The sequence below is a fragment of the Streptomyces sp. RG80 genome (assembly GCF_040446465.1).
In the GTDB taxonomy this organism is placed as follows: domain Bacteria; phylum Actinomycetota; class Actinomycetes; order Streptomycetales; family Streptomycetaceae; genus Streptomyces.
Window position 1 is genome coordinate 528,533 of the sequence record NZ_JBEAAJ010000008.1, and the last position, 17,035, is coordinate 545,567.

Here is a 17,035-nt window from a genome sequence, read left to right on the forward strand (position 1 = left end):
GCCGTGTAGTCACCCGCTGTTCCGGTTCCGGGGGGCGACTTCGGGTTGACCGCGGTCGGCCGTGTCATACCTGGGGATGACGGGAGCCCCTGACGCGGCCCCCGGACGGAGGCCTGGTCGAGAACAGGTGGAGCCCCCTCGTTCGGGCGGTGAAATTCCGTCATTCCGCGTGCGCGGGCGGCTGCCGCGCGTAAGGCTATTGGCAAGTGCGGATGGCCCGTTCCAGGGGCTGATGCACCCTCAGACGTCAATAAAATAAGACAACATCGGTCCGCCCGTCCGCTGTTCGGGGGATGTATCCCGATAGGCTCGAACCTCGACGCGGAGCCCATGGCCTGCCCGGATGGTGGAATGCAGACACGGCGAGCTTAAACCTCGCTGCCCCTCGCGGGCGTACCGGTTCAAGTCCGGTTCCGGGCACCTCCGACCTTTTCAGTTGCCGTAGGCAGAGACCGCTTCCGGTGGGCTCCTTCCTTCAGTACATCGCGACATCGAACCGTTGACACAGGGCGCCGCCCGTCGCAGACTCGCGAGAGAAAGATAGTGAAGGAAATTTCACTATACGAACCACGCGCACCGTACGCGCGACGCGATCAGCGGTAACCACGCCCACCGAAGGGAACGACCGATGCGCACCACCGTCGGCATCATCGGAGCCGGCCCCGCCGGGCTCCTGCTCGCCCGGCTGCTTCACAACGCCGGTATCGGCTCGGTCGTACTCGAGAGCCGTGACCGCGCCTACGTCGAGCAGCGGCAGCGGGCCGGGATCCTGGAGCAGGGGACCGTGGACGTGCTGCGGGCGGCCGGGGCCGGGGAGCGGATGGACCGGGAGGGGCTCCGGCACGACGGGATCGAGCTGCGGTACGACCGGAAGCGGCACCGCGTCGACTTCCCGGCGCTCACCGGCGGGCGGTCCGTGATGGTGTACGCGCAGACCGAGGTGTGCAAGGACCTCATCGCCCTCCAGCTCAAGGAGGGCGGGCCGCTGCTGTTCGAGGCCGAGGCGCTCGGTGTGGAGGGGGTCGACACCGACCGCCCCACCGTCCGGTTCCGGCACGAGGGGCGTGAGGACGTTCTGGAGTGCGACTACGTCGTCGGGTGCGACGGGTTCTGGGGGGTGGCGCGCAAGGCGATCCCCGAGGAGCTGACCCGGGTCTTCGAACGGACGTACCCCTTCGGCTGGCTCGGCATCCTCGCCGATGTCGCGCCCTCCCACGACGAGCTCGTCTACGCCCGCCACGACCGCGGCTTCGCCCTGTTGTCCATGCGCTCGCCGTCGGTCTCCCGGCTCTACCTCCAGGTCGCCGAGGGCACCGACGCGGAGAGCTGGGGCGACGAGGAGATCTGGGACGAGCTGGCGCGGCGCTTCGAGACCGACGACGACTGGACCCTCCAGAGGGGTCCCATCACGCAGAAGTCCGTCACCCCCATGCGCTCCTACGTCCACGAGCCCATGCGGCACGGACGGCTCTTCCTCGCCGGGGACGCCGCCCACATCGTGCCGCCGACCGGGGCGAAGGGGCTGAATCTCGCCGTCGGTGACGTCGTCACCTTCGCGCGGGCGCTGTCGCACCAGAAGGAGACGGGCTCGGCCGAGCTGCTCGACGCCTATTCGCAGACCTGTCTGCGCCGGGTGTGGCAGGCCGAGCGGTTCTCGTACGACATGACGACGCTGCTGCACCGGGATCCCGCCGCGACTCCGTTCGAGGACCGGCTCCAGGTGGCGCGGCTGGAGCGGATCGCGGGGTCGGCGGCCGCCGAGACCGATCTGGCGGAGGGGTACACGGGGTTTCCCTTCGACTGAGTACCGGCTGATGTACCGGGTACCGGCTGATGTACCGGAATGGTCATGAACCTGCCCCCGTCGTGGCCGGGAATCGACCGGCCGCGTAGCGTGTTGGCGAACACGACAAGGGAAAGATCCTCCCCAAGCACTAGGGTCAATCCTTTGCCTACCTATTACTCTTGAGCCAAGGCCCACCAGCAGTGGCCATGGAGGAGTGAAATGAGGAGCAGCAACCCGGTCTTCTCGCGACGGGGGTTCAGCCGCGACAACGGCTACGCGGGCTTCAACGCCCAGCCGCAGGCCGGGGGCGCCGCTGTAGGCACGCAGGGCAACCCCTACGCGCAGGGCAACCCGTATGCCCAGCCGCAGGCGGACAACCCCTACGCGCAGAACCCGTACGCGCAGCCGGACCAGCAGCACGGAGCGCCGCCGCAAGCGCCGCCCACCACCGGCCGTATGACGATGGACGACGTCGTCATGCGCACCGGCACCACGCTCGGCATCCTGGTCGTCACGGCCGCGGTCGCCTGGGCGGCGCTGCCGGTCGACGACGCCAACATCGGCCGGTCCTACGGCATCGCCATCGGCGCCGCCCTGATCGGTATGGTCCTGGCGCTCGTCCAGTCGTTCAAGCGCAAGGCCTCGCCCGCGCTGATCGTCTCGTACGCCGCGTTCGAGGGTGTCTTCCTCGGCGTGGTCTCCAGCGTCGTCGACAACCGCATCGCCAGCGGTGCGGCCATGCAGGCGGTGATCGGCACCCTCGCGGTCTTCGCCGCGGTGCTGGTCGCGTACAAGGCGGGCTGGATCCGCGTCAACCGACGCTTCTACGGCTTCGTGATGGCGGCCGCGCTCGGCTTCGTCCTGCTGATGATGGTGAACCTGCTGTTCGCCGTCTTCGGCGGCGGTGACGGCCTCGGCTTCCGCAGCGGTGGCCTCGGCATCGTCTTCGGCATCATCGGCGTCCTGCTCGGCGCCTGCTTCCTGGCCCTCGACTTCAAGCAGGTCGAGGACGGCATCGCCTACGGCGCGCCGAAGGAAGAGGCCTGGCTGGCGGCGTTCGGTCTGACGATGACGCTGGTCTGGATCTACCTCGAGTTCCTGAGGCTGATCTCGATCCTCAACAGCGACTGACGCACCCCGCGTGCGTGAAAGGGCCCCGGGTTCGTCCCGGGGCCCTTCGTCGTCTGCGCGCCTAGAGGAATTTGCGCGCGGCCCTCCTCAGGTCGTACTCGTGGATGAGAGCTTTCGCGTGGCCGTACGCGAGGTTGTGTTCGTGGCGGAGCCAGCTGACCTTTTCCTCGAAGCGGAAGAGCGCCGGGCCTTCTTCGACGGTGCGCAGCCAGTCGGACACTTCACGACCGGTGCAGTGGGGGATGCGGGCGAGCAGATTGCGGTGGGTCTCCTCGGAGAAGACTTGGGACATCGGCGCCTCCGGACGCATGGGATGTAAGCCGGTCCTTCAGGTCACCGTGCCTGACCCTTTGCGTGTTGGCAACAGTCCCGGTGCGGCGCGTACGGTGGCGCCGTGGCCGATACAGCGCGTTTGACCCAAGCCGTGGATCACTTTGCCGACCGGTTGCGGGCCGCGCCCCAGAGCCGGTTGCAGCGCGGCGCCGCGACCGAGGCACTGGGCCTGGCCAGGGAGTTGGTCCGCCGGGCGCAGCTGCTCGAAGATCCATCGAAGGAGCCTCGGGAGATGCCGGACGCCGGGATGTTCGCCGCGGCGGACCAAATCACCGTGGCTGTGCATGACTTGGCCCTCGTACTTGACGACGAGGGCCAGATCGACGAAGCGGTGAGGTTGGTCGAGGAGGCGCAGAAGCGGGCGGGGGTCTGAGGAGCGTCGGCGGGTGCGGCTTCACTGTGGCTGGTCGCGCAGTTCCCCGCGCCCCCAGGGCGTTGCAGGCGTCCGGCGTTTTGATCAGAGGCTCGCTATGACCCGGTCCGCCAGGATGTAGACGTTCTCCTCGCCGCAGGCGAAGGTCAGGGTGTAGGCGCCGGAGACTCCCGAGCCGCCCAGCAGTATCGGGCTCTCGCCGGCCGTCAGGGCCGCGGAGAGGCGTTCCGCCGTCTCCTTGTGGCCCGGGGTCATGCACAGCGTGGTGCCGTCGGCGAAGACGTAGACGTCGAGGGTGCCCAGCGGGCCCGGGCGGACGTCGGCCAGTTCCACGCGGTCCGCGGCGAGTTCCTCCAGGGTGGCCACGGTGCGCTCATGGTCGTTCACCATCGGCGACTGCACCGGGACGAAGTCCGGGTGGGAGGGGTGGCGGCGGCGGGCCGCGGCCAGCTCCGGGGAGTCCCCGGCGAACTCGTCGATGTCGGAGGTCGGCTCGGCGACCGGCTCCAGCGGCTCCAGACCCACGAAATCGGCCTGTCGGGGCAGGAACAGCTCGCTGTCGGGCAGCCCGAGCAGCGTCGGCGCGTCGGAGGCGTCACGGGCCTCCTGGGCGGCCCAGAACGCCCGCGCCTCGGCGAGCTCGCGCTCCCGCTCCTCGGCGAGGGCCTCGGCCACGGCGGCCCGTATCTCAGCGGCGGCGTCGGCGGAGACACGGGCGGCCGGCACGAGTCCGCGCGCGGCGGCCGCGTTCGTCGCGGCGAGCTCGGTGTGCAGGGCCGCCACCTGCCGGCGCAGCTGCATGAGGGTGCGCAGGACGGCGACGGCCACGGCGCCGGTGGCGGCCGTGGTGACCAGCAAGGCGATCGGCATGGCGCTCACTGACGTACTCCCGGTTCAAAGTCGACCCCCGACTTCCTACATCAGCTTGAAGGGCGGACTATCCCGCTGTCAGTGCGTAACGTCACGAAACGGGCAGGACTTTGGGCCCGGGGTTTAGTGTGAGAACGGCTTTGACCTGCGTAAATCCCTTCGGGAAGGGAGATAGGTCACATCCTGGGGGAGATTGGATCACAAAACGGCCCAGAACCCTGGTGGTTGAAGGGTTCTGGGCCATAGCGTCACGGCGGGTATGCGTGCGACTACTTTCGGCGTTGCGCCGAAAGGGATCCCAACTTCTTTAGCTGAGGCGCTCGATGACCATCGCCATGCCCTGGCCGCCGCCGACGCACATCGTCTCCAGACCGAACTGCTTGTCGTGGAACTGGAGCGAGTTGATGAGCGTGCCGGTGATGCGGGCGCCGGTCATGCCGAAGGGGTGGCCGACGGCGATGGCTCCGCCGTTGACGTTCAGCTTGTCGAGGTCGATGCCGAGGTCGCGGTAGGAGGGGATCACCTGGGCGGCGAACGCCTCGTTGATCTCGACCAGGTCGATGTCGTCGATGGTGAGACCGGCCCGGCGCAGCGCCTGCTGCGAGGCCTCGACCGGGCCGAGGCCCATGATCTCGGGGGACAGGCCCGAGACGCCGGTGGACACGATGCGGGCGAGCGGGGTGAGGCCGAGCTCGCGGGCCTTGGTGTCGGACATGATCACGACCGCGGCGGCGCCGTCGTTGAGCGGGCAGCAGTTGCCGGCGGTGACCAGTCCGTCGGGGCGGAAGACCGGCTTGAGGCCGCCGACGGCCTCCATGGTGACGCCGGCGCGCGGGCCGTCGTCCTTGGAGACGACCGTGCCGTCGGGCAGCGTCACCGGGGTGATCTCGCGCTCCCAGAAGCCGTTCTTGATGGCTTCCTCGGCGAGGTTCTGCGAGCGGACGCCGAACTCGTCCATGTCCTGGCGGGTGACGCCCTTGAGGCGGGCCAGGTTCTCGGCGGTCTGGCCCATGCCGATGTAGGCGTCCGGCACCAGGCCGTCCTCGCGCGGGTCGTGCCAGGTCGTGCCCTCCTGCGCGGCGACCTCGAGGGTGCGGGCCTCGGCCTCGGCGAAGAGGGGGTTGTGCGTGTCCGGCAGGCTGTCGGAGTTGCCCTTGGTGAAGCGGGAGACCATCTCGACACCGGCCGAGATGAAGACGTCGCCCTCGCCGGCCTTGATGGCGTGCAGGGCCATACGGCTCGTCTGGAGCGACGAGGAACAGTAACGGGTGACCGTGCAGCCGGGCAGGTGGTCCATGCCCATCTGTACGGCGACGATCCGGCCGAGGTTGTTGCCCTGCTCGCCGCCGGGCAGACCGCAGCCGAGGTGGAGGTCGTCGATGTCCCGGGGGTCCAGCTCGGGGACCTTGGCGAGGGCCGCCTGGATGATCGTGGCGGTGAGGTCGTCCGGGCGGAGGTCCTTCAACGAGCCCTTGAAGGCGCGGCCGATCGGCGAGCGGGCGGTCGAGACGATCACTGCTTCGGGCATGACGACTCCATTGGCGTTCGTACGGGGTTCTTCCGGGCAGGGCTGGTTGGGAAGTTACCCGTACGTATGGGCGAGGTCACGGGGGTGGGGGTGTGACCCTGACCGCAATTGTCTAAGCGCTTGCTTTCCTCGTTGTCAAACGCCGGACGGGCTGGTCGGTGACGTGGAGGTCGGCTCGACCGGGGCCAGCCGGCGCCGCTTGCGCCTCTTGAGCAGGGCCCAGGGTCCCTTCGGGCCCGTCGGCATCGCCGCGGTGACCTCGGTGCCGGGCTCGGCCACCGCCTCCGCGGCGGCGCGGGCCACGGGCAGGAAGCCCTCACGGCGGCTGACGTCCGGGCGCTCCTCTTCCGCCGGCCAGAGGCCGAGGGCGGCGCAGACCGTCGGGAGCACGGCCATGGCCGCCGTCGCGTAGCCCTCCGCCGAGGGGTGGTAGTTGTCGGGGCCGAACAGTTCCCTCGGGTTCGCCGCGAACTCCGGGCCCAGCAGGTCGCCCAGCGACACCGTGCGGCCCCCCTGCTCGACCGCGCCGATGGTCTGGGCGGCCGCCAGCTGACGGGAGGCCCGGCGGGCCAGCCAGCGCAGCGGCTGCTGGACCTGCTCGACCGTGCCGAGGTCGGGACAGGTGCCGACCACCACCTCCGCGCCCGCGGTGCGCAGCCTGCGGACCGCCGCCGAGAGATGGCGGACCGAGCGGGTGGGCGGCATGCGATGGGTGACGTCGTTCGCACCGATCATGATCACGCAGACGTCGGGCACCCATCCGGAGTCCGCGAGCACGAGGGCCACCTGGCGGTCCAGGTCGTCGGAGCGGGCCCCCGGCAGTGCCACGTTGCGCAGATCCACCGGGCGCTCCGCCACCGCCGCGAGCCCCGACGCCAGCAGCGCGCCCGGAGTCTGCCCCGAGCGGCGCACACCCTGGCCCGCGGCCGTGGAGTCGCCCAGCATCGTCAATCGCAGGGGAGGTTCACCGGGGGTGGAGTAGGACAGGCCGTACAGACCATGGGCGTTGGGCACATGCGGCGACGGACCGTTGCCGTTGCCCACCTGTCTCTTGGCCAGCCGCACCTCCGCCAGCACCAGCCCCACGGCCGCCGCGCCCACCAGACCGATCCCGCCGCCGCCGTACGCCGCGCCGGCCGCGATCCGCCGGGCCACCCTCGCCCTCGACATGCTCGTCATACGTCGCTGCCACCTCCGTGCTAGCCGTACAACCACTCCTTGCCCCGTACAGACGGTCGTCCAATCTCAACGAGGAGTGAACGACCGCTCCGGGCTTTAGGCTGGCGGAACCACTGAGACCACATCTTTTGCAGCATCCGGAGACAACGGTGCAATTCCACGACTCGATGATCAGCCTCGTCGGCAACACCCCGCTGGTGAGGCTCAACCACGTCACCCAGGGCATCCAGGCGACCGTCCTGGCCAAGGTGGAGTACTTCAACCCGGGCGGTTCCGTGAAGGACCGCATCGCGCTGCGCATGATCGAGGCGGCCGAGGAGAGCGGGGCGCTCAAGCCCGGAGGCACGATCGTCGAGCCGACCAGCGGCAACACCGGGGTCGGCCTTGCCATCGTGGCGCAGCAGAAGGGCTACCACTGCATCTTCGTGTGCCCCGACAAGGTGAGCACCGACAAGATCAACGTGCTGCGGGCCTACGGGGCCGAGGTCGTCGTCTGCCCGACCGCCGTGGACCCCGAGCACCCGGACTCGTACTACAACGTCTCCGACCGGCTGGTGCGCGAGACGCCGGGCGCGTGGAAGCCCGACCAGTACTCCAACCCCAACAACCCGCTCTCCCACTACCACTCGACCGGCCCCGAGCTGTGGGAGCAGACGGAGGGGAAGATCACCCACTTCGTCGCGGGTGTGGGCACCGGCGGCACCATCTCCGGTACCGGCCGCTATCTGAAGGACGTCAGCGACGGCAAGGTCAAGGTCATCGGTGCCGACCCGGAGGGGTCCGTCTACTCGGGCGGTTCGGGACGGCCGTATCTCGTCGAGGGTGTCGGTGAGGACTTCTGGCCGACCGCCTACGACCGGACCGTCGCCGACGAGATCGTCGCCGTGTCCGACAAGGACTCCTTCCAGATGACCCGCCGCCTGGCCAAGGAGGAGGGCCTGCTGGTGGGCGGTTCCTGCGGGATGGCCGTCGTCGGGGCGCTGCGGGTCGCCGAGCGGCTCGGGCCCGACGACGTCGTCGTCGTGCTGCTGCCCGACAGCGGCCGCGGGTACCTGTCGAAGATCTTCAACGACGAGTGGATGGCCGACTACGGCTTCCTCGAGGACGAGGGCCCCAGCGCCCGCGTCGCCGACGTCCTGAGCGACAAGGAGCACGGCGCCATCCCGTCCCTCGTCCACATGCACCCGGACGAAACCGTCGGTCAGGCCATCGAGGTGCTGCGCGAGTACGGCGTCTCGCAGATGCCGATCGTGAAGCCGGGCGCCGGTCACCCGGACGTGATGGCCGCGGAGGTCGTCGGGTCGGTCGTGGAGCGGGAGTTGCTCAACGCGCTGTTCGCCCAGCGGGCCTCCCTGGAGGACCCGCTGGAGAAGCACATGTCGGCGCCGCTGCCGCAGGTCGGCTCCGGCGAGCCGGTCGGCGACCTGATGTCGGTGCTCGGCACGGCGGACGCGGCGATCGTCCTCGTCGAGGGCAAGCCGACCGGTGTGGTCAGCCGGCAGGATCTGCTGGCCTTCCTCGCCAAGGGCGGGAAGTGACGGCAAACGTCCGGTGAACGGGCGGTGCGGCGGGCGGACTTCCGTTTGCCTACCGAAGTGGTGGACTTCGCGGAAGTGGTACGAGCGCGTCACGTCCACGCAGCACACGCTTAACACGGATCCGGCAGATTAGGGGGTGTCGGCAGGGCGGGAGCGGCTCCCCGTCCCGGCCGGCACCGAAACGGCGTCACAGGACCTCCGGAGCGGCTCCCGGACCTCCACAGACGCCTGGACGCGAGACCCGGCCTGACCCGGTCAGCGTCCCTCGCGGGGACCGCCGTCGTCCCGCCCCCCGGTAACGGGGGTGCGGCGGTCCCCGCGAATAGCCTTTTCCGGGACCCCTCAACGCACCTAGGCCCTGGCGGAAGCCCAACTCGCCAGCACTGCCAGCCTCTCCGCCGTCTCGGACCCCGGCTCCGGTGTGTAGACGAGCAGGGTCAGATCCCCGTCACTGGGCAGGGTCAGGCTCTCGTACGGGAAGACCAGTCGGCCCGCGACCGGGTGCTGGACGCGCTTCACGCCGTGGGCGCACTCCCTGACCTGGTGGTCGGCCCACAGGCGGCGGAAGTCCTCGCTCTTGAGGGAGAGTTCGCCGACGAGTGCGGTCAGCTGCCGGTCGTTGTGGTGGTGGCCGGCCTGGACCCGCAGATGGGCCACGCACTGGGCGGCCACCGCCTCCCACTCCGGGTAGAAGTCATGGGCCGCGGGGTCGAGGAAGACGTGGCGGGGAATGCTGCGGGCCTCGGCCGTCGTGTCGCTGTAGCCGAAGACGGCGTCGGCCAGGGCGTTCCAGGCCACGACGGTCATCCGGGGGTCCAGGACGAAGGCCGGGGTACGGTCCACGCTGTCGAGCAGCAGCTGGATGCCCGCGCGGACCCGGGGCGCGGCCGGGCGGGCGCCCTGCTTACGGGGGCGGGCCACCGCGTGCAGATAGGCGTGCTCCGTCTCGTCGAGGCGCAGTACGCGCGCGACGGCGTCCAGTACGGCATCGGAGACTCCCCCGGACTTCGTCCGGGAGGGGCCCCCAGGACCTCTGCCCTGTTCCAGCCGGATGTAGTAGTCGACGCTGACGCCGGCCAGTTGCGCCACCTCCTCCCGGCGCAGCCCGGGTACGCGGCGCCGCCCGTACGAGGGCAGCCCCACCTCCTCGGGCTGGATGCGGGCGCGGCGCGTGCGCAAAAAGTCTCCGAGATCCCCGTCCATGCGTTCGATCGTAGGGGAGGAGCGGGATCCGAACCTGGTACTGGCAGACCCAGGAAAAGCGCATCCCTGGGTACGACGGTCGGCGCGGCGCAGGGTGGTTGGCGTCGCCGGGGAGAGGCCCCGGCGGCGCCGACCACCCTCAAGGAGCACCCTCATGTCGTACGAGAACCTGGCCGGCCGTACCGCCGTCGTCACCGGGGCCGCGAGCGGAATCGGTGAGGCGATCGCCGTCCTCCTGGCCGCCCAGGGCGCCGAGGTCGCGCTGCTGGCCCGGCGCCGGGAGCGGCTGGACACGGTCGTGGAGAAGATCCGCGCCGAGGGCGGGCAGGCGCTCGCCGTGGTCGCCGACGTGACCGACCAGAGCTCGGTGGACGCGGCCGTCGAACGGATCCACACCGCCTACGGGGCCGTCGACCTGGTCGTGAACTCGGCCGGCGTCATGCTGCCCAACCCCGTCGACGACGGGCGGACCGACGAGTGGCAGCGGATGATCGACACCAACGTCACCGGTGTGCTGCGGATGATCCGCGCCTTCACCTCGGACCTGGTGGGCGCCGCCGCCGAGGGGCGGACCGCGGACCTCGTGAACATCTCGTCCATCGGCGCCCACGTCACGTTCCCCAACTACGCGGTGTACGGGGCGACCAAGGCCGCACTGACCTATCTCTCGCAGTCCCTGCGCGGCGAGTTCGGGCCGCGTGACGTGCGGGTCACCAACGTGGAGCCGGGGCTGACGCAGACCGAGCTCGCCTCGCACATCGACAGCGACGGGCTGCGGGAGCAGATCGGCGGGATGGTCGAGGCGCTGGGCACGTTGTCGGCCGAGGAGGTCGCCGATGTCGTCGCGTACGTCACCAGCCGTCCCCGGCACGTCAACCTGCGGCAGATCATGGTGCTGCCGACCCGGCAGGCGTGACGGAGGCGCAAGAGCTCGGGGCGGGGCTGTTGTGCGGTCCTCTGCGGGCCGGTGGGGGCTGGTCGCGACCGCGCGGCGGTAGCCGCAAATGAATACAGCCCCGCGCCCCTGGAGGCGCCTGCGGCGCCCTCAGTCCTCCCAGGCGTCGTCGTCCTTGTGCCGGCGACGGTGGTGGCGGCCGCTGAAGATCTCCGGGTTGGTGCGGACGGCCTGGAAGGCGTTCACCCCGACGATGCCGGCCCAGGTGACCAGCAGGCCCGGCAGATGCGCGACTCCGCCGCCGATCCCGGACAGGGGCATCGCCAGCACCAGCGAGACGATGCCGAAGCCGAACCGCTCCCCCCAGGAGTCCGTGGACTTCGGCGACCGGGAACCCCGGGCCACCACCATCTGCTGCTCGGCCATCTGCCGGCGCACCCGGCGCTCCACCGCGCCGTCGATGCGCTGGTCGACCTTCTCCAGGAACGAGTCCACCAACGCGGACTCGTACTCCTCGCCCAGCTCCCTGCGCGCTTGCAGGGTGGCGTTGAGTTCCTTCTTCAGGTCGGCGTCCCGCGCGTCCATTCCGGTCATGACATCCAAGGTAGGGAGCGCCGCCGCCCGCCGCACTGGGGATATCCCCCCTGTCCGTGGTCGGGATGTCCGCGAGCGGCCCCGGTTCGAGGGCGCATCCGCTTGCCTCGCTGTATGGGTTCATGCAGAGTTTTGGACACCTGAATAGCGAGGGGGAACCGAGTGGAGAGCGACATGAGCGTGGCGGACACTCCTGCCGCACGGTTGCAGGCGCTCTTCGAGGGGCACCGGCTCACCCCGACCCAGCGGCGCATCGCGCACAGCATGGTGCGCCGGGCGGCCGACGTGCCGTTCCTGTCCAGCGTCGAGCTGGCCGAGCTGGCCGGGGTCAGCCAGCCGTCGGTGACCCGCTTCGCGGTCGCCCTCGGCTTCGACGGCTACCCCGCGCTGCGCAGACACCTGCGCGAGGTCGCGCCCGCCGACCAGAGCGCGGACCCGGCGGCCTTCAACGAGTACCAGCAGGCCGTCGAGGCCGAGATCGAGAACCTCCGCCACCTCGCGGAACTGCTCGCCGACCCGCGGCCCGTGCGGCGCGCCGGACGGCTCCTGGCGGCCTCGCGCCCGCTGCCGGTCCTCGGACTGCGGGCGGCGGCCTCCCAGGCGTACGGCTTCGCGTACTTCGCCGCCAAGGTCCACCCCGACGTACGGCTGCTCCACGAGGGCGGCACCATGATCCACGACCGGATCGACGCCGCCGTCCGCGCGGGCGCCTCGACGCTGCTGTGCTTCGCGCTGCCCCGGCACCCCCGGGAGGTCGTGGACACGCTGGGGTACGCCAAGGAGGCCGGGCTGACCGTCGTCACCGTCGCCGACTCCGCGTTCGCGCCGGTCGCCAAGGTCTCCGACCTGCTGCTGCCGGCTGCCGTCGGCACCGGGCTGGCCTTCGACACCGCGTGTGCGCCGATGCTGCTCGGGCGGGTGCTGCTGGAGGCGATGTGCGACGACCTGCCCGAGGCACAGGCCCGGCTGGAGGAGTTCGACGCGAAGGCGGCGGCGCGCGGACTGTTCGTGGAGTGACCCGCCCCGGCGCCCGCCCCGGTGCGGAGGCGACGCCGCTTCAAGGCTCGCCGCGTTAAGGCTCGTCTCACCTTCGCTCGTTACCCTGCCTCGCCATCAGGACTGTGCCGGGACGACGAGGAGGCTGGACGTGGCACGCGGAGGTCAAGGGCTCGCTCGGGTGGCTGTCGTGGTGCGCGCCGGGGCCGCGCCCCTGTGGTGGGCCGGGGTGTTCGCGGCGGGTGTCGGGCTGCTGGTGCCGGGGTTCACCGGGCGCCGGATCGGGGTCTTCGCGGGGGCGGCGCTGTTCATCGTCGCGGCCGCCGTCGTGTCGTACCGCCGCCGCGGGCGCTATACCGCCCTGTCGCGCGGCGCCGTCCGGGCCGGCAAGCACGATGTGCTCCAGGACCGGGCCGTGACCGTACGGAACTGGCGGCACGGGCATCGCTGGTGGGTGCTGCTCGCCTGGCTGGTGGCCCTGGGTGCCAACTTCGCGGTGCCCGTGGCGGGCGGTCTGCTGCTCGCCGGGACCGGCACCGGGCTGCGGCTGAAGGCCGCGTGGCTCGGACGGCGCGAGCGTACCGAGGACGAGCTGCTGTGGGTGCGGGTCGACTGGCTAGACGCACGCGGCGGACGCCCGGCCGGCAAGACGGTCAAGGCGTACCGCGGCACCGGCGTCGCGGCCGGCGACGCGGCCCCGGGTGGGGCGCGCCGCCGTACCGCGGCACTGGTCTGACGGGGTCCTCGGACCACTCAGACCTCCAGGTCCTCCTCGATCCTCTTCAGCTGGTGGCGGGCCATCGCCAGGTTGGAGCGCTTGGCGTCGAGCACCAGGTACAGGAAGAGGCCGTTGCCGCCGCGCCCGGCGATCAGCCGGATCAGGTGGTACTGGTCGGACAGCGTGATCAGGATGTCCTCGATCTGCCCCTTGAGCCCCAGGTGCTCCATGGTCCGCATCTTGGCGCGCACCACGTCGGTGTTGCCGGCGGCGGCGACGTTGAGGTCGAAGCTCTTGCTGCCGCCCATCGTGCCGAGCGCCATGCCGCTGGTGTAGTCCACGAGGGCGACTCCGGTCGCGCCTTCGATGGAGGCGAGTGCTTCCTTCAGACAGGTTTCGGTGTTGGCCATGACGTTATGCCCCTTTGCTCGGATCTACTTGGTTCCACTCGGTTTGATCAGGTTTGCTCGGTTCAACTTTCCGTGGAGGCGCGCGCGTTGGTCGTGCGTGGCGTGCGCGCCGTTCTGGACCTGGGGGTGGCGGATCTGGCGGGTTTCGCGGGTGCCTCGACGGGCGGACGGGCGTCGACGACCTCCCCGATCCGGGCGCCCGCGCGCCGGCCCTCCAGATGCAGGCGCCCGACGCTCACACCGTCCTGGGCGAGCAGGGTGAGGACGGCGGTGCTCCCCGCCGCGTACGTCGCCACATAGCCGTACGCCCCGCGCACCAGCAGCTCGCGGAAGTCGCCCTGGCCGGTCGCGTCCGCCAGCCGTACGGCGACGCCGAGCGCGGCCGCGGTGAGGGCGGCCATGCCCTCAGGTTCGACACCGGGGGTGTCCTGGGCGATGACCAGCCCGTCCACGCTCGCCGCCAGGGCGCCGGTGAGATGCGGCACCCGGCTCCTCAACCGGCGCAGCTCGTCCAGGATCTCGGGTTCGGCCGCCATCAGCTCTCTCCTCTCGGCGCGTGCCCGTTGCCGCTCAAAGGGACTCCAGCGCATCCCTGAGCCTCTTCAGCAGCGTGATGTCGGGATCGGCGACCTCGGGCACGGCCGCTGCGGGGTGGAGGGCGGGGCCGCGGTCGGCCCGGGGGGCCGGGGTGCCGCGGGTCGGGAGGGCGGGCGGGTGCGGCGGGGGTGCCGGGGCGCGGGTGACGGCCTCGGCGGCGGGGTCCCGGGTGACGACCCCGGCCGCCGCCAGCCGCCGTACGTCCACCAGGGTGTGGAACGCCGGGCGGCCCAGCCCGCGGGCGATGTCGGGTGCCGTGCGGACACCGTCGACCAGGTGCAGCACCGCCCGCTGCCGGGCCGTGAGACCGGGGGCCGCGAGGGCGTCGGCGCGCAGCAGGGGCGCCTCGTCGGTCGCCGGGTCGGGCCAGATGCGGTGCAGCAGGTCGCGGCGGCGCAGCGTCTCGTGCTCCAGGGCGGTCACGGTGACCGGGTGCACGGCGCCGAGCCGGCCGGCGCTCGTGTACCGGAAGCGGCCCGGGCTGCTGCTGGGCGCCAGCGCGAAGTACGCCGCGTCGTACAGCGCCTCCAGATGGCACAGCTCCAGCGCGCCCCGGGTGAGCCGGCCGCGGCCGGCCAGCAGCAGGCCCGCGCCGGGTGCGCCGTCGGCCTCGGTGGCCGCCTGCTGCCAGGTCTCGGGGTCGAGGGTGCCGCGGGCCGTGAGGAGCACGTCGAGGCCGGGTGCCAGGGGGCTCTCGGCGTGCACCACCCGGCCCTCGGCCAGATGCAGGCTGCCGCGTTCGCGGACCAGGACTCCGGTGGCCCGCTCGGCGGCGAGCCGGGTCAGCATCGGCGAGACGCCGCCCCACGCCCGGGCGCGGGCCTCCGCCTTGTCCCGCACCGGCAGCCGGGGCGGCGGTGTCGTCCTCACCGCGGTCATCCCAGCACCAGCCGTCCGGTCATCTCGCCGAGCCGGATGCGGGCCAGCGCGAGATTGCCCTCCACCCGGGCCAGCCACAGGTGCAGGAAGACGCTGCTGTCGAAGGAGGTCCGTACGAAGCACAGGACGTGGTAGCTGTCCCGGTTGCTGATGATCACATCCTCGACCGGTGGGTCGGTTATGTCGTCGTCCGGTGCGAACGCCCGGTGTTCGGCGGCCAGTCGGGCCAGCTCGGCGGCCTCCGCCGCGGCCGCCTCATGGTCGCCGCCCGGTGACTCCCCTGCGGTGCCCAGGGCCAGCCCGCTCGTCCAGTCGACCAGGGCGGCGCCCCTGGCACCGGGCAGTTGCATGGCTTCCAGCAGACACTCGTCGATTCCGGGCACCGCGGTTCCCCTCCCGCATGGGGTTCGGCTGAGTGACGCCGAAACTACGCAGGGTGTGCGTGAGGGGTGAGGATTCTGGCATTTTCCGGTGGAACATGCGTGGGATGACTAAGGTGGGTCAACTGAGCTCGTTTTCCGAACAGTTGACCCACATGTCCACCGGCGCTCGTCAACGGCGCACGGCTGCTCAGAGGGTGGTGAGCGCGGACGCGTGCGCCCCTCCGGACTCGGCCACGATCTCCTCGAGCGTCTGCGGCGTACGGACGGTCGCGAAAGCGACCCCGGCACCCCCGCCGCCGTTGCCGCCTCCGTCGCTCGCGGCGAAGCCGTAGATGCCGGGCCGGGCGAGGGAGTTGTACGCGTAGTGGTGCGCGAAGTAGTACGCCCCCGTGTCCAGCGCCGCCGCGTAGTCCCCCTGCTCCAGGAGCGGCAGCGCGCGCCCCTCGGCGAGCAGGTCGCCCGCGAAGCAGGCGGGCCCGGCGATGTCCTGCACCACCTCGGGCCCCTCCTTCGGCCGCCCCTTCGCGTCGTACGCGGCGATCCTGAGCGGCCAAGACCCCGGCACGTACACCGTCCGCGTCGCCACCTGCACGCCCGCGTGCGTCACCGCGACCGGTCGCCCGCCCGCGCTCTTGGCGTACTCGACCCGGGCCACCACCGTCCCGTGCTTGGCCAGCAGCGACCGCCCGAACTCCGTCACCAGCCCGTACCGCCCGTCGAACAGCCCCGGCACCGCCTCGCTCAGCAGCCGCGCGTACTGCGCGTACGTCGGCGTCGTCGCGTCCGAGCCGAAGTTCACCGGCAGCCCGCCGCCGATGTCGAGGGTGTCGATCTGGCGCCGCCCGATGCTCCGGTTGATCTCCTCGGCGAGCGCGTACGTCTGCGCGACGCCCTGCGCCATCAGCGACAGCGGGATGCCCTGGGAGCCGGTGTGCGCGTGCAGCCGGGTCAGCCAGGGCCGGTCGGCGTAGGCGCGCACGATCCACTCCCGGGCGCCGGGGTCGCGCAGGGCCACCCCGAACTTCGAGGTCGCCGTGGCCGTGGACGTCGACCCGATGGAACCGCCGCCGACCTGCGGGTTGACCCGGATGCCGAGCGGGGAGCGGCTGGTGGCCGACCGCATGAGCCCGTCGATACGGTCCAGCTCCTGAGGGTTGTCCGCGTTCACGGCGATCCCCAGCGCCAGTGCCTCCCGCAGCTCGGCCGGCGTCTTCGCGGGCGAGTCCAGGACGGTCGCCTCGGGACGCAGCCCCGCCGCCCGGGCCAGTGCCAGCTCGCCGGGGCTCGCCACCTCCGCGCCGATCCCGGCCTCCCGCAGCAGCCGCAGCACCGGCACCAGCGGGGTCGCCTTCACCGCGAAGGCGTGCAGCACCGGGGTGCCGGGTGCGGTGACCGCGTCGAACGCCGCCCGCAGCTCGGCCGCCGACTCCCGGATGCCGGTCACGTCCAGAAGGCCGACGATGGGGGAGCCGGGCGTCAGCAGCCCCTGCTCCACCGCGGCCCGCACCGCCTCGTCCCGCCGCGCCGCGCGCGCCGTCTGCTCCCCGTTGCCGTTGTCCACGCCGTCCCCCGTCAGGTCGTTGTCCGCGCCCATGTCTCCAGCGAAACACCGGTTCCCGTCC

Annotated in this window: 18 protein-coding genes and 1 tRNA gene; 8 read left to right on the top strand and 11 right to left on the bottom strand. The window is 71.2% G+C overall.

Features of this window, described 5'->3' with window-relative positions; translation table 11 throughout:
• The first annotated feature begins 337 nt into the window (after positions 1-337).
• The 3 genes from ABKA17_RS29315 (at position 338) to ABKA17_RS29325 (ending at position 2,917) form a co-directional block, all read left to right on the top strand.
• Positions 338-420 (top strand) — tRNA-Leu (locus tag ABKA17_RS29315).
• Between the two features lie 208 nt (positions 421-628).
• Positions 629-1,804 (top strand): 4-hydroxybenzoate 3-monooxygenase, encoded by a 1,176-nt coding sequence (locus tag ABKA17_RS29320; RefSeq protein WP_353695273.1) that lies wholly within the window; start codon positions 629-631, stop codon positions 1,802-1,804.
• Between the two features lie 201 nt (positions 1,805-2,005).
• Positions 2,006-2,917: a Bax inhibitor-1/YccA family protein gene (locus ABKA17_RS29325; protein WP_353695274.1), complete on the top strand. Its 912-nt coding sequence runs from the start codon at positions 2,006-2,008 to the stop codon at positions 2,915-2,917.
• Between the two features lie 61 nt (positions 2,918-2,978).
• Here the strand turns inward: ABKA17_RS29325 and ABKA17_RS29330 are convergent, their stop codons facing one another.
• Positions 2,979-3,209: a DUF4287 domain-containing protein gene (locus tag ABKA17_RS29330; protein WP_289920328.1), complete on the bottom strand. Its 231-nt coding sequence runs from the start codon at positions 3,207-3,209 to the stop codon at positions 2,979-2,981.
• Between the two features lie 102 nt (positions 3,210-3,311).
• On the opposite strand from ABKA17_RS29330, the gene ABKA17_RS29335 reads away from it, so the two are divergent.
• Positions 3,312-3,623, top strand: a complete 312-nt coding sequence (locus ABKA17_RS29335) for a hypothetical protein (protein WP_353695275.1) — start codon at positions 3,312-3,314, stop codon at positions 3,621-3,623.
• An 84-nt stretch (positions 3,624-3,707) separates the two neighbouring features.
• Here ABKA17_RS29335 and ABKA17_RS29340 read toward each other — a convergent pair whose 3' ends face one another.
• From ABKA17_RS29340 to ABKA17_RS29350, 3 genes are all read right to left on the bottom strand, one after another.
• Complete coding sequence (locus ABKA17_RS29340) at positions 3,708-4,493, bottom strand: hypothetical protein (RefSeq protein ID WP_353695366.1); 786 nt, start codon at positions 4,491-4,493, stop codon at positions 3,708-3,710.
• A 307-nt stretch (positions 4,494-4,800) separates the two neighbouring features.
• Positions 4,801-6,021, bottom strand: a complete 1,221-nt coding sequence (locus ABKA17_RS29345; RefSeq protein WP_353695276.1) for an acetyl-CoA C-acetyltransferase — start codon at positions 6,019-6,021, stop codon at positions 4,801-4,803.
• 135 nt (positions 6,022-6,156) lie between these two features.
• On the bottom strand, positions 6,157-7,200 hold the full coding sequence (locus ABKA17_RS29350) for an SGNH/GDSL hydrolase family protein (protein WP_353695277.1): 1,044 nt from the start codon (positions 7,198-7,200) through the stop codon (positions 6,157-6,159).
• Between the two features lie 149 nt (positions 7,201-7,349).
• Between ABKA17_RS29350 and ABKA17_RS29355 the strand changes: the two genes are divergently transcribed.
• On the top strand, positions 7,350-8,738 hold the full coding sequence (locus tag ABKA17_RS29355; RefSeq protein ID WP_353695278.1) for a cystathionine beta-synthase: 1,389 nt from the start codon (positions 7,350-7,352) through the stop codon (positions 8,736-8,738).
• Between the two features lie 351 nt (positions 8,739-9,089).
• Here ABKA17_RS29355 and ABKA17_RS29360 read toward each other — a convergent pair whose 3' ends face one another.
• Positions 9,090-9,941, bottom strand: coding sequence for a helix-turn-helix transcriptional regulator (locus ABKA17_RS29360; protein WP_353695279.1), 852 nt, complete (start codon positions 9,939-9,941; stop codon positions 9,090-9,092).
• A 154-nt stretch (positions 9,942-10,095) separates the two neighbouring features.
• On the opposite strand from ABKA17_RS29360, the gene ABKA17_RS29365 reads away from it, so the two are divergent.
• The gene (locus tag ABKA17_RS29365; protein ID WP_353695280.1) at positions 10,096-10,857 is read left to right on the top strand and encodes an SDR family oxidoreductase; all 762 of its coding nucleotides are present in this window, start codon (positions 10,096-10,098) and stop codon (positions 10,855-10,857) included.
• Between the two features lie 129 nt (positions 10,858-10,986).
• Here ABKA17_RS29365 and ABKA17_RS29370 read toward each other — a convergent pair whose 3' ends face one another.
• Positions 10,987-11,430: a hypothetical protein gene (locus ABKA17_RS29370; protein WP_353695281.1), complete on the bottom strand. Its 444-nt coding sequence runs from the start codon at positions 11,428-11,430 to the stop codon at positions 10,987-10,989.
• Between the two features lie 174 nt (positions 11,431-11,604).
• Between ABKA17_RS29370 and ABKA17_RS29375 the strand changes: the two genes are divergently transcribed.
• Positions 11,605-12,447 (top strand): MurR/RpiR family transcriptional regulator, encoded by an 843-nt coding sequence (locus ABKA17_RS29375; RefSeq protein ID WP_353695282.1) that lies wholly within the window; start codon positions 11,605-11,607, stop codon positions 12,445-12,447.
• Positions 12,448-12,577: 130 nt separating this feature from the next.
• Entirely contained in the window at positions 12,578-13,162 is a 585-nt protein-coding gene (locus tag ABKA17_RS29380) for a hypothetical protein (RefSeq protein WP_353695283.1), read from the top strand.
• Between the two features lie 17 nt (positions 13,163-13,179).
• Here the strand turns inward: ABKA17_RS29380 and ABKA17_RS29385 are convergent, their stop codons facing one another.
• From ABKA17_RS29385 to ABKA17_RS29405, 5 genes are all read right to left on the bottom strand, one after another.
• The gene (locus tag ABKA17_RS29385; RefSeq protein ID WP_353695284.1) at positions 13,180-13,554 is read right to left on the bottom strand and encodes a roadblock/LC7 domain-containing protein; all 375 of its coding nucleotides are present in this window, start codon (positions 13,552-13,554) and stop codon (positions 13,180-13,182) included.
• Between the two features lie 62 nt (positions 13,555-13,616).
• A complete protein-coding gene (locus tag ABKA17_RS29390) occupies positions 13,617-14,090 on the bottom strand; it encodes a roadblock/LC7 domain-containing protein (protein ID WP_353695285.1) in 474 nt (157 codons plus the stop codon).
• A 34-nt stretch (positions 14,091-14,124) separates the two neighbouring features.
• Entirely contained in the window at positions 14,125-15,030 is a 906-nt protein-coding gene (locus ABKA17_RS29395; RefSeq protein ID WP_353695286.1) for a transcriptional regulator, read from the bottom strand.
• Positions 15,027-15,413 carry a hypothetical protein gene (locus ABKA17_RS29400; protein WP_353695287.1) on the bottom strand — a complete coding sequence of 129 codons (387 nt, stop codon included), beginning with the start codon at positions 15,411-15,413 and terminating at the stop codon, positions 15,027-15,029. The genes ABKA17_RS29395 and ABKA17_RS29400 overlap by 4 nt, the downstream gene beginning before the upstream one ends.
• 187 nt (positions 15,414-15,600) lie before the next feature.
• Positions 15,601-17,007 (bottom strand): type III PLP-dependent enzyme domain-containing protein, encoded by a 1,407-nt coding sequence (locus ABKA17_RS29405; protein ID WP_353695288.1) that lies wholly within the window; start codon positions 17,005-17,007, stop codon positions 15,601-15,603.
• Between the last annotated feature and the right edge of the window lie 28 nt (positions 17,008-17,035).

Bases quoted from the DNA above. Each gene is read 5' to 3' on its own strand.
- ABKA17_RS29320 (WP_353695273.1), top strand. From the start codon at position 629: ATGCGCACCACCGTCGGCATCATCGGAGCCGGCCCCGCCGGGCTCCTG.
- ABKA17_RS29325 (WP_353695274.1), top strand. From the start codon at position 2,006: ATGAGGAGCAGCAACCCGGTCTTCTCGCGACGGGGGTTCAGCCGCGAC.
- ABKA17_RS29330 (WP_289920328.1), bottom strand. From the start codon at position 3,209: ATGTCCCAAGTCTTCTCCGAGGAGACCCACCGCAATCTGCTCGCCCGC.
- ABKA17_RS29340 (WP_353695366.1), bottom strand. From the start codon at position 4,493: ATGCCGATCGCCTTGCTGGTCACCACGGCCGCCACCGGCGCCGTGGCC.
- ABKA17_RS29345 (WP_353695276.1), bottom strand. From the start codon at position 6,021: ATGCCCGAAGCAGTGATCGTCTCGACCGCCCGCTCGCCGATCGGCCGC.
- ABKA17_RS29350 (WP_353695277.1), bottom strand. From the start codon at position 7,200: ATGACGAGCATGTCGAGGGCGAGGGTGGCCCGGCGGATCGCGGCCGGC.
- ABKA17_RS29360 (WP_353695279.1), bottom strand. From the start codon at position 9,941: ATGGACGGGGATCTCGGAGACTTTTTGCGCACGCGCCGCGCCCGCATC.
- ABKA17_RS29365 (WP_353695280.1), top strand. From the start codon at position 10,096: ATGTCGTACGAGAACCTGGCCGGCCGTACCGCCGTCGTCACCGGGGCC.
- ABKA17_RS29370 (WP_353695281.1), bottom strand. From the start codon at position 11,430: ATGACCGGAATGGACGCGCGGGACGCCGACCTGAAGAAGGAACTCAAC.
- ABKA17_RS29375 (WP_353695282.1), top strand. From the start codon at position 11,605: ATGAGCGTGGCGGACACTCCTGCCGCACGGTTGCAGGCGCTCTTCGAG.
- ABKA17_RS29385 (WP_353695284.1), bottom strand. From the start codon at position 13,554: ATGGCCAACACCGAAACCTGTCTGAAGGAAGCACTCGCCTCCATCGAA.
- ABKA17_RS29390 (WP_353695285.1), bottom strand. From the start codon at position 14,090: ATGGCGGCCGAACCCGAGATCCTGGACGAGCTGCGCCGGTTGAGGAGC.
- ABKA17_RS29395 (WP_353695286.1), bottom strand. From the start codon at position 15,030: ATGACCGCGGTGAGGACGACACCGCCGCCCCGGCTGCCGGTGCGGGAC.
- ABKA17_RS29405 (WP_353695288.1), bottom strand. From the start codon at position 17,007: ATGGGCGCGGACAACGACCTGACGGGGGACGGCGTGGACAACGGCAAC.